The sequence below is a fragment of the Rhizobium sp. R635 genome (assembly GCF_002211285.1).
Lineage (GTDB): Bacteria > Pseudomonadota > Alphaproteobacteria > Rhizobiales > Rhizobiaceae > Rhizobium.
Genome location: NZ_LOKX01000001.1, coordinates 1 through 16771, shown reverse-complemented (window position 1 = coordinate 16771; position 16771 = coordinate 1). Strand labels below are relative to the sequence as shown.

15 protein-coding genes and 1 tRNA gene are annotated in these 16771 nt (G+C 61.3%); 7 read left to right on the top strand and 9 right to left on the bottom strand.

What is annotated here, in order from left to right:
- Window positions 1–184 precede the first annotated feature (184 nt).
- Entirely contained in the window at window positions 185–718 is a 534-nt protein-coding gene (locus tag ATY78_RS00075) for a GcrA family cell cycle regulator (protein WP_088680332.1), read from the top strand.
- Between the two features lie 120 nt (window positions 719–838).
- Here ATY78_RS00075 and phoB read toward each other — a convergent pair whose 3' ends face one another.
- The 7 genes from phoB to phoR form a co-directional block, all read right to left on the bottom strand.
- Window positions 839–1522 carry a phosphate regulon transcriptional regulator PhoB gene (gene phoB / locus ATY78_RS00070; RefSeq protein WP_003570612.1) on the bottom strand — a complete coding sequence of 228 codons (684 nt, stop codon included), beginning with the start codon at window positions 1520–1522 and terminating at the stop codon, window positions 839–841.
- Window positions 1523–1649: 127 nt separating this feature from the next.
- Window positions 1650–2363 (bottom strand): phosphate signaling complex protein PhoU, encoded by a 714-nt coding sequence (phoU, locus tag ATY78_RS00065; RefSeq protein WP_088680331.1) that lies wholly within the window; start codon window positions 2361–2363, stop codon window positions 1650–1652.
- A 43-nt stretch (window positions 2364–2406) separates the two neighbouring features.
- Complete coding sequence (pstB, locus tag ATY78_RS00060; protein ID WP_088676713.1) at window positions 2407–3222, bottom strand: phosphate ABC transporter ATP-binding protein PstB; 816 nt, start codon at window positions 3220–3222, stop codon at window positions 2407–2409.
- Window positions 3223–3237: 15 nt separating this feature from the next.
- Window positions 3238–4557 carry a phosphate ABC transporter permease PstA gene (gene pstA, locus ATY78_RS00055; protein ID WP_088680330.1) on the bottom strand — a complete coding sequence of 440 codons (1320 nt, stop codon included), beginning with the start codon at window positions 4555–4557 and terminating at the stop codon, window positions 3238–3240.
- On the bottom strand, window positions 4554–6035 hold the full coding sequence (gene pstC / locus ATY78_RS00050; RefSeq protein ID WP_088680329.1) for a phosphate ABC transporter permease subunit PstC: 1482 nt from the start codon (window positions 6033–6035) through the stop codon (window positions 4554–4556). Before pstC ends, pstA begins: the two co-directional genes overlap by 4 nt.
- A gap of 163 nt (window positions 6036–6198) precedes the next feature.
- A complete protein-coding gene (locus ATY78_RS00045) occupies window positions 6199–7233 on the bottom strand; it encodes a substrate-binding domain-containing protein (protein WP_088680328.1) in 1035 nt (344 codons plus the stop codon).
- Window positions 7234–7617: 384 nt separating this feature from the next.
- Window positions 7618–8841, bottom strand: a complete 1224-nt coding sequence (gene phoR, locus ATY78_RS00040; protein ID WP_088680327.1) for a phosphate regulon sensor histidine kinase PhoR — start codon at window positions 8839–8841, stop codon at window positions 7618–7620.
- Between the two features lie 238 nt (window positions 8842–9079).
- On the opposite strand from phoR, the gene ppk2 reads away from it, so the two are divergent.
- On the top strand, window positions 9080–9961 hold the full coding sequence (ppk2, locus tag ATY78_RS00035) for a polyphosphate kinase 2 (protein ID WP_088680802.1): 882 nt from the start codon (window positions 9080–9082) through the stop codon (window positions 9959–9961).
- 39 nt (window positions 9962–10000) lie between these two features.
- On the opposite strand, the gene ATY78_RS00030 is transcribed toward ppk2, so the two are convergent.
- A complete protein-coding gene (locus tag ATY78_RS00030; RefSeq protein WP_088680326.1) occupies window positions 10001–11203 on the bottom strand; it encodes a regulator in 1203 nt (400 codons plus the stop codon).
- Window positions 11204–11489: 286 nt separating this feature from the next.
- Between ATY78_RS00030 and ATY78_RS00025 the strand changes: the two genes are divergently transcribed.
- Window positions 11490–12449 (top strand): nitronate monooxygenase family protein, encoded by a 960-nt coding sequence (locus ATY78_RS00025; RefSeq protein WP_088680325.1) that lies wholly within the window; start codon window positions 11490–11492, stop codon window positions 12447–12449.
- 115 nt (window positions 12450–12564) lie between these two features.
- Window positions 12565–12640 (top strand) — tRNA-Thr (locus tag ATY78_RS00020).
- 105 nt (window positions 12641–12745) lie between these two features.
- Here the strand turns inward: ATY78_RS00020 and ATY78_RS00015 are convergent.
- On the bottom strand, window positions 12746–13750 hold the full coding sequence (locus ATY78_RS00015) for a P63C domain-containing protein (protein WP_088680324.1): 1005 nt from the start codon (window positions 13748–13750) through the stop codon (window positions 12746–12748).
- A gap of 175 nt (window positions 13751–13925) precedes the next feature.
- Between ATY78_RS00015 and ATY78_RS28050 the strand changes: the two genes are divergently transcribed.
- The 3 genes from ATY78_RS28050 to ATY78_RS00005 all read left to right on the top strand — a co-directional run bounded on the left by ATY78_RS28050 (window position 13926) and on the right by ATY78_RS00005 (window position 16576).
- Window positions 13926–14279 (top strand): hypothetical protein, encoded by a 354-nt coding sequence (locus ATY78_RS28050; protein WP_141105606.1) that lies wholly within the window; start codon window positions 13926–13928, stop codon window positions 14277–14279.
- 224 nt (window positions 14280–14503) lie between these two features.
- Window positions 14504–14854, top strand: a complete 351-nt coding sequence (locus ATY78_RS00010; protein WP_088680323.1) for a hypothetical protein — start codon at window positions 14504–14506, stop codon at window positions 14852–14854.
- Window positions 14855–15085: 231 nt separating this feature from the next.
- Entirely contained in the window at window positions 15086–16576 is a 1491-nt protein-coding gene (locus tag ATY78_RS00005; RefSeq protein WP_088680322.1) for an MDR family MFS transporter, read from the top strand.
- Window positions 16577–16771 lie beyond the last annotated feature (195 nt).

Below are 16771 nucleotides of genomic sequence, written 5' to 3'. Positions count from 1 at the left end.
CGATTCATCCGGATTCCCGCGACTCTTGTCAGGGAGTCAGCCTCACACTAGGTTAAAGTTCAATTACTAGACTGCATGCGGCGGAACTAGTCACCAAAATTGATCAGGCGTTTCTTGTTTCGGAGGCTTCCGGGACAACGGTGAGGGATTCTGCCATCACCAACGCAAAAGGTGGAGACAGGGCATGAACTGGACAGACGAGCGGGTCGAGAAACTCAAGAAGCTATGGTCCGAAGGACTGAGCGCCAGCCAGATCGCGGCGCAGCTTGGCGGGGTCAGCAGAAATGCCGTCATCGGCAAGGTGCATCGGCTGAGCCTTCCGGGCCGCGCCAAAGCGGGCGGCACGGCCACCGCGGCGCGTACGCCGAAGCGCAATACGTCGGCGCCGCGCGCCCCGAACTACGCCTCGCGGATCACCACCCGCACCGTCACCCGCCAGCAGGGCGCGACGATGCTGAAGGAAGAGATCGAGATCGAAGCGGTCGAGGAAATGGAATACGTGCCGAAGGGCAACGTGGTGGTGCCGATTTCCCGCCGTCTCGGCCTGACGGAACTGACCGAACGCACCTGCAAGTGGCCGGTCGGCGACCCGCTGAAGGAAGACTTCCACTTCTGCGGTTGCGAATCCCCCGACAATTCGCCCTATTGCAGCTATCACCAGAAGCTCGCCTATCAGCCGATCAACGAGCGCCGCAGGGCGACCGCACGGGTCAGCTGAGCAGACTGGCATTGCTAGATATGAGAAACGGGCCGAACGGCCCGTTTTTTTATTCATTGGATTGAGGCGCTTGGGCATCCGGGTTGTTGCCGGGAAATCCCCTTACCCCGCTTACGGGGCTCAGGCTTCCATCGAATAACCCGCGCCGCGGACGGTGCGGATGACGTCCTGCATGTTGGAGAAATTCAGCGCCTTGCGCAGGCGGCCGACATGGACGTCGACGGTGCGCTCGTCGACGTAGATATCGTGGCCCCAGACGCCGTCGAGAAGCTGCGAGCGGGAGAAGACCCGGCCCGGCGACGACATCAGGAATTCCAGCAGGCGGAATTCGGTGGGGCCGAGGCGGACTTCGCGGCTCTTGCGATGGACGCGATGGGTTTCGCGATCAAGCTCGATATCGCCGCATTTCAGCACCGTGGACAGAACCTCCGGGCGGGCGCGGCGCAGCATCGCCTTGACGCGGGCGACGAGCTCGGGGGTCGAGAAGGGCTTGACGACGTAATCGTCGGCGCCTGTCGAGAGCCCGCGGACGCGCTCGCTCTCTTCGCCGCGCGCCGTCAGCATGATGATCGGCAGGCGCTCGGTTTCCGGGCGCATGCGCAGGCGCCGGCAAAGCTCGATGCCGGAGACGCCGGGCAACATCCAGTCGAGGATGAGAAGATCGGGCGTGCGCTCCTGAAGCCTGATTTCGGCCTCGTCACCGCGAAGGATGGTATCGACCTCGAAACCTTCCGCTTCGAGGTTATAACGAAGAAGCACGCTGAGGGCTTCTTCATCTTCAACAACTGCAACTCTCGGGATCATGCGTCTCGGTCTCCTCGCGCATGATCCTTAAACCGGGGGCGATTTAAGCAGGATCCTGCGCAAATTCAGATGTGGCTGCGACCTCTTTGCGCGCCCCTGCGGGCGCGCAAATGGCGGTCCGGGACGGTTATTCCGTCACCGCGCCGACGGTGTTGGCGCTGTCGTCCTTCGGACGGTCGCCTTCCGGCTGTGCGCCTGTCGCCATGTAGTAGATCGTCTCGGCGATGTTCGTGGCGTGGTCGCCGATACGCTCGATGTTCTTGGCGCAGAAGAGAAGATGCGTGCAGCTGGTGATGTTGCGCGGGTCTTCCATCATGTAGGTCAGGAGTTCGCGGAACAGCGAGGTGTACATGGCGTCGATCTCGTTGTCGCGTTCGCGGATCGACTTCGCCTTGTCGGCAGCGCGCGTCGTGTAGACGTCGAGCACTTCCTTGAGCTGGACGAGCGCGAGTTCCGACAGATGCTCGAGGCCGCGGGCGAGCTTGCGGGGAACGCCCGTCGCCTGGACGGCGATGACGCGCTTGGCGGTGTTCTTGCCGAGGTCACCGACGCGTTCGAGATCGCCGGCGATCCGGATCGAACCCATGATCTCGCGCAGGTCCGAGGCCATCGGCTGACGGCGGGCGATGGTGACGATCGCCTTGTCACCGATCTCGCGTTCCATGTGATCGAGGATCACGTCGTCCGAGATGACCTTCTGCGCGAGCGCGGTATCGCCGTTGACGAGCGCGCGAACGGATTCGCTGACCATCTGCTCGGCCAGCCCGCCCATTTCGGAAATCCGCCTGGACAGGAACTTCAGATCATCATCATAGGCAGAAAAAATATGTGTCGATGCCATGGGCTTTATCCTCGAATAACGGGAAGACGCGATGTCGCCAGAATCAGCCGAAACGGCCCATGATGTAGTCCTGGGTGCGCGGATCGTCCGGATTGGTGAACATCTTGTCGGTATCGTTCTCCTCGACGAGGTTGCCGAGGTGGAACATGGCGGTGCGCTGCGAAACGCGAGCGGCCTGCTGCATGGAGTGGGTGACGATGACGATCGTGTAGTTCTCGCGCAGCTCGTGGATCAGCTCCTCGACCTTGGCGGTGGCGATCGGGTCGAGCGCCGAGCAGGGCTCGTCCATCAGGATGACTTCGGGGCTGACGGCGACGGCGCGGGCGATGCAAAGACGCTGCTGCTGACCGCCGGAAAGGCCGGTGCCGGATTCATGCACGCGGTCCTTGACCTCGTTCCAGAGGCCGGCACGCTGCAGGCTGGTTTCGACGATCTGGTCGAGATCGGCCTTCGACTTGGCAAGACCGTGGATGCGCGGGCCGTAGGAGACGTTTTCATAGATCGACTTCGGGAACGGGTTCGGCTTCTGGAAAACCATGCCGACGCGGGCGCGAAGTTCGACGACGTCGATATCGGGATCATAGATATCGTCGCTGTCGAGCGTGATCTTGCCGGTGACGCGGCAGCCGTCGATCGTATCGTTCATGCGGTTGAGGCTCCGCAGGAAGGTCGACTTGCCGCAGCCGGAGGGGCCGATCAGGGCTGTTACGGTGTTTTCGCGAATGTTCAGGTTCACATCGAAAAGCGCGCGCTTCTCGCCGTAGTAAACCGAAACATCCTGTCCGATCATCTTATACGGGACGTTGCTCATCTTCTGATCCAGCGCCTTTTCAACTGCAGCTTCCGTCAACATGTTCATGATGTTTAACTCCGTTTACCAGCGGCGCTCGAAGCGACGACGCAAGAGGATGGCGCCCATGTTCATGACGATCAGGAACAGGAGCAGGACGATGATGGCACCCGAAGTACGCTCCACGAAGGCGCGTTCCGCCTCGTTCGCCCACATATAGACCTGCACGGGCAGGGCCGTCGAGGGATCGAGCGGTGTGGCAGGCGCATTGGCGACGAAGGCGACCATGCCGATGAGCAGCAGCGGCGCGGTTTCGCCGAGCGCGTGCGCCAGGCCGATGATCGTGCCCGTGAGGATGCCGGGCATGGCGAGCGGCAGGACATGGTGGAACACCATCTGCATCTTCGAGGCGCCGAGGCCGAGGGCTGCGGCGCGGATCGACGGCGGCACGGCGCGGAGTGCTGCGCGCGTCGCGATGATGATCGTCGGCAGGGTCATCAGCGTCAGAACCAGGCCGCCGACCAGAGAGGCCGAGCGCGGCAGGCCGATGAAGTTGATGAAGACGGAAAGACCGAGCAGACCGTAGACGATCGAGGGAACGGCGGCGAGGTTATTGATGTTGACCTCGATCAGGTCCGTCAGCTTGTTCTTCGGCGCGAACTCCTCGAGATAGATCGAGGCGGCAACGCCGATCGGCAGGGAGAGCACCAGGACGATCAGCATCAGGTAGAGCGAGCCGATGAGGGCGACGCCAAGGCCTGCGGCCTCCGGACGGCTGGAATTGCCGTTGACGAAGAGGCCGGTGTTGAACTGCTTGGACAGAGCCCCGCTCGCCTTCAGCTCGTTCATCCAGCCGACCTGCTTGTCGTTGACCTTGCGGTTCTTCTCGTCGACCGAAAGATCGATCTGGCCCTTGTTGGCGCTGTCGACATTGGCGTCGGCGAGCACGGTGACATTGACCGTTTTGCCGATGATCGACGGATCGGCGACGACCATGTCGCGCAGCTGGATCGGCGCGCCCTTGGAGAGCATGGCCGTTGCATCGCGCACGTCGGGGCGGCTCGATGCGTTGATGTTCAGCTGCTTGACGATCGCGTCGCGCAGAAGAACCGGATAGTTGGCGGCGACCAGCACCGACGGGTCGGTCGCACGCTTGTTGTTCGGGTCGATCGTCTTCTCGGCGAATTCGATCGGCAGGGTGATCGCCGTCTGCTGGAAGGCAGTGTAGCCTTTGCCGATCACCGTCCAGAGCAGGATGAAGAGGAAGATCAGACCGAAAGCGATGGCGGCGATGCCATAGGCCTGGAACCGGCGCTCGGCGGCGTAGCGGCGCTTGATGCCGATATCGCGGCGGGCGGTAGCCCTGGAGACGGTTCCTGCGACGGGAGAAACAATATTCGTCATTCGTACTGCTCCCGGTATTTGCGCACGATGTAGAGCGCATAGATGTTGAGGCAAAGCGTGATGCAGAACAGCGTGATGCCGAGGGCGAAGGCAACCAGTGTCTGCGGCGAGGTGAACTCGAGGTCGCCAGTCAGCTGATTGACGATCTTGACGGTCACGGTCGTCATCGGCTCGAAGGGATTGATCTGGATGCGGGCGGCGACACCGGCGGCCAAGACGACGATCATGGTTTCGCCGATGGCGCGCGAGGCGGTCATCAGCAGCGCGCCGACGATGCCGGGAAGAGCAGCCGGCAGCACCACCTTCTTGATGGTTTCGGAGCGTGTGGCACCAAGACCGAGCGAACCGTCACGCAGCGCCCGCGGCACGGCGGTGATGATGTCGTCCGACAGCGAGGACACGTAGGGGATCAGCATGATGCCCATGACGATGCCGGCCGTCAGAACGCTCTGCGCCTGGATGAAGTTGGTGTAGTTGCCGGAGAGCAGGCCGCTGATCTGCGCGGAGAAATCGCGCAGGAATGGGCCGACAGTGACGAGCGCGAAGAAACCGTAGACGATCGTCGGAATGCCGGCGAGCACTTCGAGAAGCGGCTTGGCGACCCCGCGCAGCTTCGGCGAGGCGTATTCGGCCATGTAGATGGCGGCGAAAAGGCCGACCGGCACGGCGACGAGCATGGCCACCAGGCCGATATAGAGCGTGCCGAGCAGCAGCGGGATGAGGCCGAACTGGCCGAAGGACGAGCTGCCGGCGCCGGCAAAGCGCGGATCCCAGACGGTGCCGAAGAAGAATTCGCCGGCGGGAATGACCGCAAAGAAGCGCGCTGCTTCGGAGAGCATGGACAATACGATGCCGATCGTCGTCAGGATGGCGATCGAGGAGGCGAGCAACAGGCCCCACAACATGACGCGCTCGACCCGGTTGCGGGCGCGGAAGCGGGGCGCGATGGCGCGGAGAGCGTAAAACGCGCCGGCAACGGCGAGAACGAAGACCACCGCGGTCATGGCGATGCGGCTCGTCGCGCTCATGGAATTGAGCGTCTTGGCGGCTTCGACCATGTAAGGCTGCGGCTGACCGGCGAGCGGCACGCCCTTTTCGCTGAGCTTGGCCTGCAGGGCGGCCGGATCGCTGGCGGTTGCCGCGACCTCATCGGAGGTCAGCATCGTCAGGCCGCGTGCGACCGTCGCCACCATCGAATAGCTCAGATCCTGTTCGACCGAGGCTTGCGCCTTGACGTCATCAGGGAAAGCGCCGCGAACCGAGGACTGGATGATGCCGGGGCTGACGGAGAGCCAGACGCAGAGAACGATGAGGGCGGGAAGAACGGCCCAGATCGCGGCATAGGCGCCGTAATAGGCCGGCCGTGAATGCAATGCGGAGGACCTGCCTCCGGCAAGCGCCGTGGCACGGCTGCGCGCGACCAGATAGGCGGCGGCACCGATCACCACAAGGCACAAAAGTATGACGGATGTGCTCATTCTTTACGTCCCCAGGCCCAAAGCCCCCAAAAAAGCCCGGCGGCTACATCAGCCTGCCTTCGGCTTCCAATCATTGGAGAAGGAATTCCAACTTGCGCCTCCCGGCACTCCGGGGCGCAAGGCAATGCCGGCGCGGGCTTGAAGCACCGCGCCGGCAAAGTCATTACATGGCCTTACCGGCTTCGACGTCCTTGCGGATCGCTTCGCGCTCGGCATCCGGAGCGGCAACCAGGCCGTATTCGGCGAGCGGACCCTCGGGGCCGATCATCTGGTCGGATACGAAGAAGTTGACATATTCCTTCAGGCCCGGAACGGCGCCGAGATGTGCCTTCTTGACGTAGAAGAACAGCGGGCGGGAAACCGGGTAGGTGCCGTTGGAGATCGTCTCGGTGGACGGAACGATGCCGTTCACGGTTGCGACCTTGAGCTTGTCGGCGTTGTTTTCATAGAAGGAAAGGCCGAATACGCCGACGCCGGTCTTGTTGGCGGCGATGCGAGCCAGCGTTTCCGGATAGTCGCCGTCGATGTCGACTGCAGCGCCGTCCTTGCGGACTGCGACGCAAGCCTTGCCCTGGGCGGCCTTGTCGGAGATTTCCTTGGCGATCACGTCGACGGCGCCTGAAGCCTTGCAGCCGGCAGCCAGGACGTTCTGTTCGAAGACTTCGCGGGTGCCGTGCTTTTCGCCCGGGATGTAGGCAGCGATATCAACAGCCGGGAGCTTCGGGTTGACTTCCGACCACTTCTTGTAGGGGTTGGCAACGAGCTTGCCGTCGACGACGACCTGAGCAGCCAGCGCCTTGTAGATGTCAGCCGGGACGTAAGCGACGTCGGGGTTGGAAGAGTCGGTTGCGAAGACGATGCCGTCATAACCGATCTTGACTTCCTGGATGTCCGTTACGCCGGCTGCCTTGCAGGCTTCGGCTTCATTCTTGTTGATCGGACGCGAAGCGTTTGCAATGTCGATGGTGTCTTCGCCAACGCCCTTGCAGAATTCCTTCAGACCAGCGCCCGTGCCGCCGGATTCGACGACCGGCGTCTTGAAGTTGGTGAAGGTCTCGCCAAAGGACTCGGCTACGATCTTTGCGTAAGGCAGGACGGTGGACGAACCAGCAACCTGAATCTGGTCGCGGGCGACGGCAGCGCCAGCGAAAGCGGCGGTTGCAGCGAGCGCGGCAACGGTGAGCTTGAAGGTGTTCATTAGAAATCTCCCGCATTGGGCTTGTGTGAGTGCGGCCTTTAGAGAGGCCCTCGCAGTGCCTTTGTTCATCGGCGAGACTCTCCTAGCGCTGTAAGCACTGTCCTTTTATGTCAGATCGGTGAAACATTTGTGACATGTTAAATATTTGTTTTTTAATGATAAATTTTACGGGATCCGCTTAAACATGTCTGCGAACCGCAACATTTGGATCGCCTCTCGACCTGGCATTGCAAATTGGATATAAACAGTCCTCAGGTTGCCGGACGCTCGCGAACGGGGCAAAGAGACATGCCGCGACCTCTCGACCCGTCCTTCGGACCCCCGCTGGGGAGAAGGGACTATGCGGCAGCCTCTCCGTTCCTCGCAGACCTCTCATAGGCCATATCAGAACCGCACCGTAAAATCCGTGCCCTTGCCCACCTCCGACTTGACGATCAGCCGGGCGCGGTGGCGGGTGAGGATATGCTTGACGATGGCGAGGCCGAGGCCGGTGCCTTTCTTCGATCGGCTGTCCTCGATGCTGACGCGATAGAAGCGTTCCGTCAGGCGCGGCACATGCTCGGCCGGAATACCCGGCCCTTTGTCGACGATGCTGACCTCCACCGGCTGGCCGGCGCCGTTCTTCAGCCAGACATCGACGATTTCGCCCTCCTGGCCGTATTTGCAGGCATTCTCCATCAGGTTCTCGAAGACCTGGACGAGCTCGTCGCGATCACCCAGCACCTCGACCTTGCCATCGGGCAGGTGCAGGTTAATCTCGACGCCGACCTCCCTTGCGAGCGGCACCAGCGAATCCCTGACATGGCCGAGGAGCGGCACCAGATCGACCTTCTCGTCAGGCGCGATGTGCGATTTCAGCTCCAGGCGGGAGAGCGACAGCAGGTCGTCGACCAGCCGGCTCATCCGCGTCGCCTGATCGAGCATGATGTTGAGGAAGCGCGCCTGCGCCTTCTGATCGTTCTTCGCCGGTCCCTGGATGGTCTCGATGAAGCCGCGCAGCGAAGCGAGCGGCGTGCGCAGCTCGTGGCTGGCATTGGCGACGAAATCCGACCGCATGCGGTCGATGCGGCGGACTTCTGAAATATCGCGAAAAGACAGGATGAAATAGCGCTCGCGCGTCTCCTCCTCGGCCCCGAATTCGACGGGGGCGCTGCGCACGATATAGACACGCTCGGAAGGCAGCCGCTCGGAATGCTCTATCTGGTTCGGCGCATTGGTGGCGATGGTTTCGCGCACCATGTCGAGCACGCCGGGCGAGCGCAGGCGGGCCGATATATGAGCGCCGAGCGCCACCTCGCCGAAAGCCTTTTCGGCGGCGCGGTTCTGGAAGAGCACCGAGGCGTCGCCCGACAGCACCATGACAGGGATATCGAGGCTGGCGAGCGTGGCGGAAACATCAGGCAAATGGCTCGCCGGCGCTTCCGGCTCGATTTCCAAAGGCTCGACGGGCTCGGCCTTGATCACCGGCGCCTCGTTGAAGAGCGCGGTCAGGATCATGGCGAGAAGCAGGACGAGCACGGCCCATTTGTTCATGCCGGCGGCGATGGCGACGAGAGCGCTGAGGATTGCCGCAAGCAGCACCGGCCGTTCGCGCCGGATGCGCGCCAACAGGCTCGTTGTCCACGATGTTTCGTCTTGCAAGGGCCCTCGCGGCGTCGATTCGTTGTCTTTATATTGAACTCTGCCTGATAGCGGCAAATCATGACAGAAATTTTCAACCGGCCTCTCCGATGCCAAGACCGCAGCCGAAAACCGCGGGAAATGACGTCCGCGGCGAAAGATTTGATTTCCAACGGCAAATATGTTCGCCTGCAGCAAGGGAAACGATCAGGCGCAGGAGGAACAAATGGACGAGGACGTCGAAAACAGGGCCGTGGAGCTGAATATCCGGGGAACGAAACGCATCTTCGATGTCGACGATCCCGCTCTGCCGGACTGGGTTGAGGAACACGCGCTTGAATCAGGCGACTTTCCCTACAAGAAGAAGCTCAAAGAAGAGGACTATGTGGAGCAGCTGGAAAAGCTGCAGGTGGAACTCGTCAAGGTGCAATTCTGGCTGCAGGCGACCGGCAAGCGGGTGATGGCGCTTTTCGAGGGACGCGACGCGGCCGGCAAGGGCGGGGCGATCTCGGCTTCCTCGGAGAATATGAACCCACGCCTTGCGCGGGTCGTGGCGCTGACCAAGCCGACGGAGCGCGAACAGGGACAGTGGTATTTCCAGCGCTATGTCGCGCAGTTTCCGACAGCGGGCGAATTCGTGCTCTTCGACCGCTCCTGGTACAACCGCGCCGGCGTCGAACCGGTCATGGGCTTCTGCACGCCGCAGCAATATGAGGATTTCCTTAAGCAGGCGCCGCAGCTCGAAAAGATCATTGCCCATGAGGGCATCTTCTTCTTCAAATTCTATCTCGACATCGGCCGCGAGATGCAGCTCAACCGCTTCCACGACCGCCGCCACGATCCGCTGAAGGTCTGGAAACTGTCTTCGATGGATATCGCGGCGCTGACGAAATGGGACGACTACAGCGAGAAGCGCGACCGCATGCTGAAGGAAACCCATACGGATTTCGCGCCCTGGACGGTGATCCGCGCCAATGACAAGCGGCGGGCGCGCCTGGAGCTGATCCGCCACATGCTGAACAGGATGGACTACGACGGCAAGGACAAAAAAGCGCTCGGCGAGGTCGACAAGGAGATCATCGGCTCCGGGCACGGATTTCTGAAATAGGGCTTTCCGAAATAGGCCGGCGCCCTGCCGGGGATCGCATCACTGCCCCGGCAGGATGCGGATGGCGAAGAGATTGATGCCGCGCGCCTTGCCGTCGAGATCGCTGTTGATAACAAGCGTTCCCGGTGAATTCGGCGCGAGCGAGCGGTCGAACCGCACCTGCAGCAGCGCATCCGATTTTTCCCGGGTGACGGTGAAGCGGTGGCGGGCGCAATTGCCGAGCGTCTGGAAATTGCACTCGACGCTGACCTGGGTCGGCTCGTCGGTGGTGGATTGCAGCGTCAGGGCGATCGTCGAGGATTTGCCGGCAAGCTGCTGCAGCACGGAGGCAGGCACGCTGATCGTGACATTGCCGTCGGCGGCACCGCTTTCGGAAATCAGGCGGATGGCGGGACCATCGTTCTCGGTGATGTTTTCCGTGCGTGCCCGGGAGCCGCTTTGGATCTTGTCAGCATCGGCGGGCTTGAACACCTCGATCCAATCCGCCGAAAAACTGTTCTGCGGATCGATGGTCACCGGCTGATCCGTGTGGGAGGCCATGCCGTTCCCCGCGCTCTCGTCATTGCCGGTGAAATCCTCGGGCTGGGTGCTTGCCGGCGGATTGGCGACGCTGGTGTCGCGCTCGGCCGCCGTCAACAGCAGGCCTGACGTATAGGCCCACCAGGCGCCGATGCCGATGAAGGCCAGCAGCACGCACCAGACGAGGAGCCTCGAAAAGAACTTGCGCGGCTTGCGCCGGCCCGCGGCCCGTTCCGGCCGGAAATCCATCTCGGTGGCGCGCTCGCCGCGGCCAAGGCGCTCCTCTGCGGCGGGGGCGGCGGAGAGATGATCGGCATTGCCGGCATGCACGCCGTCGAGGCTCGCTTCGTCGGCGCGGCGCATGACGACCTCGGGGGCGCGCACCTCGCCCGCGGCCACAGGACTGTCGATGAGGCTGTCGATATCGGCCACATCACCTCTGTGAACCGGAGGCGCCGGCATTTCCACGACCGGCGGCACCGGCACCTCAGGCGGTCTCTGCCGGGGGTGAAGGCGGTCGCGCTCCTCGCTTTCGATGGCGTGGATGGTGCTTTCCAGGCGATGACGGTGATGGGCGACGACCTCGGCATCGGTAATGTCCTGCTTGCGCAGGCCGGCTTCGAGCGCCTGGCGGGCGGACTGATAGATCCGCGCTCGAACCTCCGGATTGTCGCGCTCGGAGTTCTCGAGCGCCGTTCTGATGGCCGTTTCTAATCCGCTCACATCAAGTCCTTCACCTTGAAGCCGGCATCCGACTGTAATCTCTGCCTTTGCCTGTCAAAATTCGGTAACGGCAAGTGCGGCAAACCGCAAGCCTTGCAGGCTGGGCCGCGATCGATCGGCCGGGATAATGGACAGCTTTCACGGCTTGCGGGCCTCGCTTTCTTCGTCGTCTCGCAAATATATATTCGGGCTGAAATCGACGAAGGCGTGGCAGCCGCTCTTTAATCGCCTTTTCATCTCTGTTATGAGATTGACGTTTTCGTAAACGTCAATCAAGCGGTGAACCATGACCCTGCCCCCAATTCTCAAGGACAAACTGAGACTGCCGGTCATCGGCTCACCGCTCTTCATCGTCTCGCACCCCGCGCTGACGCTGGCGCAATGCAAGGCGGGCGTCGTCGGCGCCTTCCCGGCGCTGAACGCCCGACCGGAGAGCCAGCTGGACGAATGGCTGGCCGAGATCACCGAAGAGCTTGCCCGCCACGACGCTGCTCATCCGGATCGGCCGGCCGCGCCCTTTGCCGTCAACCAGATCGTGCACATGTCGAACAAGCGGCTGGAGCACGACCTCTCGCTCTGCGTCAAATACAAGGTGCCGATCGTCATCTCCTCGCTCGGCGCCGTGCCGGAGGTCAACGCCGCCGTGCATTCCTATGGCGGCATCGTGCTCCACGACATTATCAACAACCGCCACGCCCATTCGGCGATCCGCAAGGGCGCGGACGGGCTGATTGCGGTGGCGGCCGGCGCCGGCGGCCATGCCGGCACGCTTTCGCCCTTCGCGCTGATCCAGGAAATCCGCGAATGGTTCGACGGTCCGCTGCTGCTTGCCGGGGCGATCTCCACCGGCGGCGCGATCCTCGCCGCACAGGCGATGGGCGCCGACATGGCCTATATCGGCACGCCCTTCATCGCCACCGAAGAGGCGCGCGCCAGCGAGGCCTACAAGCAGGCGATCGTCGAGGGAGCCGCCGCCGACATCGTCTATTCCAACTATTTCACCGGCGTGCACGGCAACTATCTCAAGCCCTCTATCGTGGCCGCCGGCATGGACCCCGACAACCTGCCCGCGGCCGATCCCTCCAAGATGGATTTCGAACAGGCGACCGGCGGCGCCAAGGCCTGGAAGGATATCTGGGGCAGCGGCCAGGGCATCGGCGCCATCAAGGCCGTCGAACCGGTCGCAAACCTCGTCGACCGGCTGGAGGCCGAATACAAGGCCGCCCGCGCGCGGCTGTCGCTCTGAGACGGACCGCCCTTCCCTCTTTTTTGCCAAAGGCATGACAGGGTGCTTGAAATCTTCAAACAATGCCTGTATCAGCGCCATGCAAATCGCAGGCCGCACGCTTCGGCCGCCAAATGCCGCTTTAGCTCAGTCGGTAGAGCACATCATTCGTAATGATGGGGTCACGTGTTCGAGTCACGTAAGCGGCACCATTTTTTCAAACATTTCGCGGAAGTTCCAGCCAATACGGTGGCGTACTCCAATCTCGGGCAATAGAGCCAACGGAATGGTCGCAGTACGCGCGCCGCCTAAGACGCCTATTGTTCTGGCAACATGTCAAACTGCGTTCCTACCTTCGGAAACGCGACGTCGAGGTGACGTTTGAATGCATTCCAGTCCTTGGAAATCTTCATTATCGGAATGATCTGCAGAATATGGTCACGAAGATCAGGCTGACCAACTTCTGCTGACAAAAACTGATGGTGCTTGTGTTTACGACGCTTTGTTTCCTCAACGGTGGGATTCAGTTCTCGGAGCTTCTCTATCACGCCAGTTGGAAGCCGCTCATATACGACGTCGTTGGTGATGTGTCCGAGTAATGGCGTTTTCCCTTTCCCAACCGGCCACGCCCAGCCTTTCAACCGGTAAATTTGCTTGTAGAATTCATCAGGAAAGCGCTTTGCCCATGCCAGCCGCTCTTCCGACAGGTACACCGAAAGCAAACGATGCAATTCATCCCGATCACGCTCTTGCTGAAAGCCAGTCGCTTCGTCAACCAAGGCAACGATGCCGACCTTTGCGAGCGCTCGCATGAGCACCTCACTCTTTTCCGCGATCTGAGCTTGCTGCGCAGTTAACAATCCCTGCGAACGTGCCTCAAGAAAAAGATCGCATACCATCGGCAGCAAGTCGGCGCGGTAGCCATGCGCTTTGCCTCCGCTTGATGTTACAAAAGAAATGGGAACTGTCGCATCGAAAATCTCACGCGTTATCAGTGGGATAATGCTCTTCGTTGCCAAGAAAGGCGGCAAACCGTCGGTGGCGACTTGGGATTTGCCTTTGGGTTTTGTCGACCGTCCAAGGGCTCCCAGAAACCCAGCCTGCGTGAGAAGCCGCGTGCCGTCGGATAAAACCGCACATGGAATATCAGAATTCCCAATCTTTAAACTCCCGATGTGAGTCGCCTTGGGAAGGGTCGAGGCTTCTGCCCAGCGCACCTTTGCAGCTCGACTTGCTATCTCATGACGTTGGCCGGCGGAAAGATTCTCAGCACGCTTTTTCCCGCCCAGACTCTGCGGGGATTCATTGTCTATTTCGTCCATAGCGAATCTCCTTGCTTGCTGAGCACATATGAACATGCTTGCAAAAAATAGCAAGCATACTTTCATATAATTGTATTAATGCTTGCTACTCATGGCACAGCCCCATCCATTCAATCTAGCCTTGCAGCCGGAAATCTTGCACTTATATAGTCTAAACGGTTGGGGAGAGAAAAACTTGAAAACCCATGTTCGCGCATCGATAGCGGCCATTGCCCTGGCAGATAGCCATGGTCGAAAAGTTTCCGGCGTTTACTCTTATTCTGGCGAGGGACACGTCAATATTGAAGCTGAAACCTACGGAAACCAGATCAAGGCGTGGGATTATTCGAAAGGCGGGGCTATTGAAGGCAATTTCCCCGACTTGTACCATTATGGTGAAAGCGCACACATCGAAATGAGACGGGTCCGATCAGGTCGATATGAAGGCTATGACTACGGCACCGGTTCGCATTTTGAGTGTACGGTTAACGGATCAGAGGCCGAGATCTATGATTACGGTGCATCCGGTTACTTCACTTTTTCGATCTAGCGATCTATCCCCACTCCTGTAACAGGAACTCCTCAAGAGACGTGACAATGATGGGCGTTCAGCATTTGAAGGTCGAGGCGGTTGCCGAACGGAAAACGATCGTCGCGCTTCTAGCCTGAGCCCAGCTTTTGGCTCGACCAAACCTGTGAAAACCACGTCCACAACAGGAACAATGCCGCCGCCGAACAGGTTCTCCCCTTGAGACAACAAGCGTGGAGAACATCATGTCCTGTAAACTCATCGTTATTTCCCTCTTTTCCATCGGCCTTGCCGGCCCGGCGCTGGCGCAGACGTCGGGTGGTGCGAATTCCAGCGGGCGGCTTTCGGTGGCGCCTGTTATTGGCGGCTCGGGGACTTCTGGCTCAGGTTCAGTCGGCGCGGGCGGTACGGGGGCGTCAGGCACCGGGTCCATCGGCACCGATCCCGGCACCACCGGCAGCACGACCGGCAATGGCGGCGTCAATCTCGACAGCGGCCGCAGCACCATCAATCCCGGCGGGGTCAATCCGGATCTCCAGCAGGTGCCGGGCTGCACCGCGGGGACTGGTTCGCTCAGCGAGGCATGCCAGCAGTGAGGATGGGCGACGGCCCGTCTTCTGGCCGAATGAAGGCCCGGAGCAGAATGGCGCCGGGCCTTTGCTTCGGCGGCCATCCCGGCCAAAATCAACGACTGCCGCGAGAACTGCTTTACCGACCGGCGCCCAGGCCGTAAAAGAACAGCACCCCTCCGCAAACGGCGCATCGCCGCCCATCCAGCCAGCCTGCCGATATTTTCCGGCCCTGCGGAGCACCCGAAGAGGATCGTCATGTCGAATGCAGCGCATCGCTCCAACCGCGTGCTTGTCGTCGCCACCATCATGCTGGCGACCTTCATGGTGGCCATCGAGGCGACGATCGTGGCGACCGCCATGCCGCGCATCGTCGGGCAGCTCGGCGGTTTTTCCTATTACAGCTGGGTGTTTTCCGCCTTCCTGCTGGCGCAGTCGACGACGACCGTCATCTACGGCAAGCTTTCCGATATTTTCGGACGCAAGCCGGTGCTGATCGGCGGCATCCTGATCTTCCTCGTCGGCTCGGCTCTTTGCGGCTTTGCCTGGTCGATGATGTCGCTGGTGCTTTTCCGGCTGCTGCAGGGGCTCGGCGCCGGCGCGATCCAGCCGGTGACGATGACCATTATCGGCGATCTCTTCACGCTCGAAGAGCGCGGGCGGGTGCAGGGCTTCATGGCAACCGTCTGGGCGACCTCGGCCGTCGTCGGGCCGCTCGCCGGCGGCATCATCGTCGACAACATCTCCTGGGCCTGGATCTTCTGGATCAACCTGCCGATCGGCATCGTCTCCATCTTCGCCTTCATGGTGTTCCTGAAGGAGGACGTGGCGCACAAGCAGGCTGAGATCGATTATCTCGGCGCCGTGCTGTTTTCGATCTCGATCGTCGCGCTGCTCATCATGCTGACCGAAACGGATGCGAGCGCCTGGATCCTGCTCTCGCTTTTCGCCGTCTTCGTGGTCGCGGGGCTTCTGTTTCTCGGCCAGGAGAAGCGGGCGCCGGAGCCGATCATTTCGATCGCGCTCTGGAGCCGCCGGCTGATCGCCACCAGCAATGTGATGACGCTGCTGGCCGGCATGGCGCTGATCGGGCTTTCGACAATTCTGCCGCTCTATGTGCAGGGCGTGCTTGGCCGCTCGCCGCTCGTCGCGGGCTTCACGCTCACCATGCTCGTCGTCGGCTGGCCGATGGCGGTGATGCTCTCCAGCCGCTTCTACAGGGCATTCGGCATTCGCCGCACCTTGCGCGCCGGCAGCCTGCTGTTTCCCTTCGGCGCCTGTTTCCTGCTGTTCCTGACGCCGGAAAGCTCTCCTGTTCTTGCCGGCGCCGGCTCCTTCTTCATGGGCTTCGGCATGGGCCTCATCAGCCTCACCAGCATCGTGCTGGTGCAGGACAGTGTGGAATGGTCGATGCGCGGCAGCGCCACCGCCTCGATCATCTTCGCCCGCAGCCTCGGCAATACGCTCGGCGCCACCGTGCTCGGCGCGATCCTGAACGCCGGCATCAGCCATTATACGACCGGAGAAGCGGCGGCCGGCCTGCATGAGGCGCTGAACCAGCCGACCGGGCTCTCCGAACTTGCCGCCGATCCGGCGACCCGCGCGGTCTTCGACGCCGCCCTGCACTGGTGCTTCTGGGGCGTGGTCGTCGTCGCCGTGCTGACCTTCTTCACCACCTGGCTGATCCCGGTCGGCCATGGCCGGAAACGCGAGGAGCCGGTTGTGGCGAGCGAGGCGACCTCGCATTAAAGCATGTCGCGCAAAAGTGTGCAGCGGTTGTCTAATCGCATTGCCTTAGTCAAGGCTGTTTTGTCATCAGGCATCGACGCCGCTTTTGGGGACGGCGTAGCGAGGGGGATTCGAATGTTTGGGCGATGTTGTCTTCAAAGCTGTCCAGCGCCGGGAGCAGGGTTGTCTGCGCGGTCGACACACGGTCGCCGCATG

Excerpts from the sequence above, each read along its gene's own strand:
- ATY78_RS00005 (WP_088680322.1), top strand. The coding sequence starts at position 15,086 with ATGTCGAATGCAGCGCATCGCTCCAACCGCGTGCTTGTCGTCGCCACC.
- pstC (WP_088680329.1), bottom strand. The coding sequence starts at position 6,035 with ATGAGCACATCCGTCATACTTTTGTGCCTTGTGGTGATCGGTGCCGCC.
- phoU (WP_088680331.1), bottom strand. The coding sequence starts at position 2,363 with ATGGCATCGACACATATTTTTTCTGCCTATGATGATGATCTGAAGTTC.
- ATY78_RS00075 (WP_088680332.1), top strand. The coding sequence starts at position 185 with ATGAACTGGACAGACGAGCGGGTCGAGAAACTCAAGAAGCTATGGTCC.
- ATY78_RS00025 (WP_088680325.1), top strand. The coding sequence starts at position 11,490 with ATGACCCTGCCCCCAATTCTCAAGGACAAACTGAGACTGCCGGTCATC.
- phoB (WP_003570612.1), bottom strand. The coding sequence starts at position 1,522 with ATGATCCCGAGAGTTGCAGTTGTTGAAGATGAAGAAGCCCTCAGCGTG.
- pstA (WP_088680330.1), bottom strand. The coding sequence starts at position 4,557 with ATGACGAATATTGTTTCTCCCGTCGCAGGAACCGTCTCCAGGGCTACC.
- ATY78_RS00015 (WP_088680324.1), bottom strand. The coding sequence starts at position 13,750 with ATGGACGAAATAGACAATGAATCCCCGCAGAGTCTGGGCGGGAAAAAG.
- pstB (WP_088676713.1), bottom strand. The coding sequence starts at position 3,222 with ATGAACATGTTGACGGAAGCTGCAGTTGAAAAGGCGCTGGATCAGAAG.
- ATY78_RS00010 (WP_088680323.1), top strand. The coding sequence starts at position 14,504 with ATGTCCTGTAAACTCATCGTTATTTCCCTCTTTTCCATCGGCCTTGCC.
- ppk2 (WP_088680802.1), top strand. The coding sequence starts at position 9,080 with ATGGACGAGGACGTCGAAAACAGGGCCGTGGAGCTGAATATCCGGGGA.
- ATY78_RS00045 (WP_088680328.1), bottom strand. The coding sequence starts at position 7,233 with ATGAACACCTTCAAGCTCACCGTTGCCGCGCTCGCTGCAACCGCCGCT.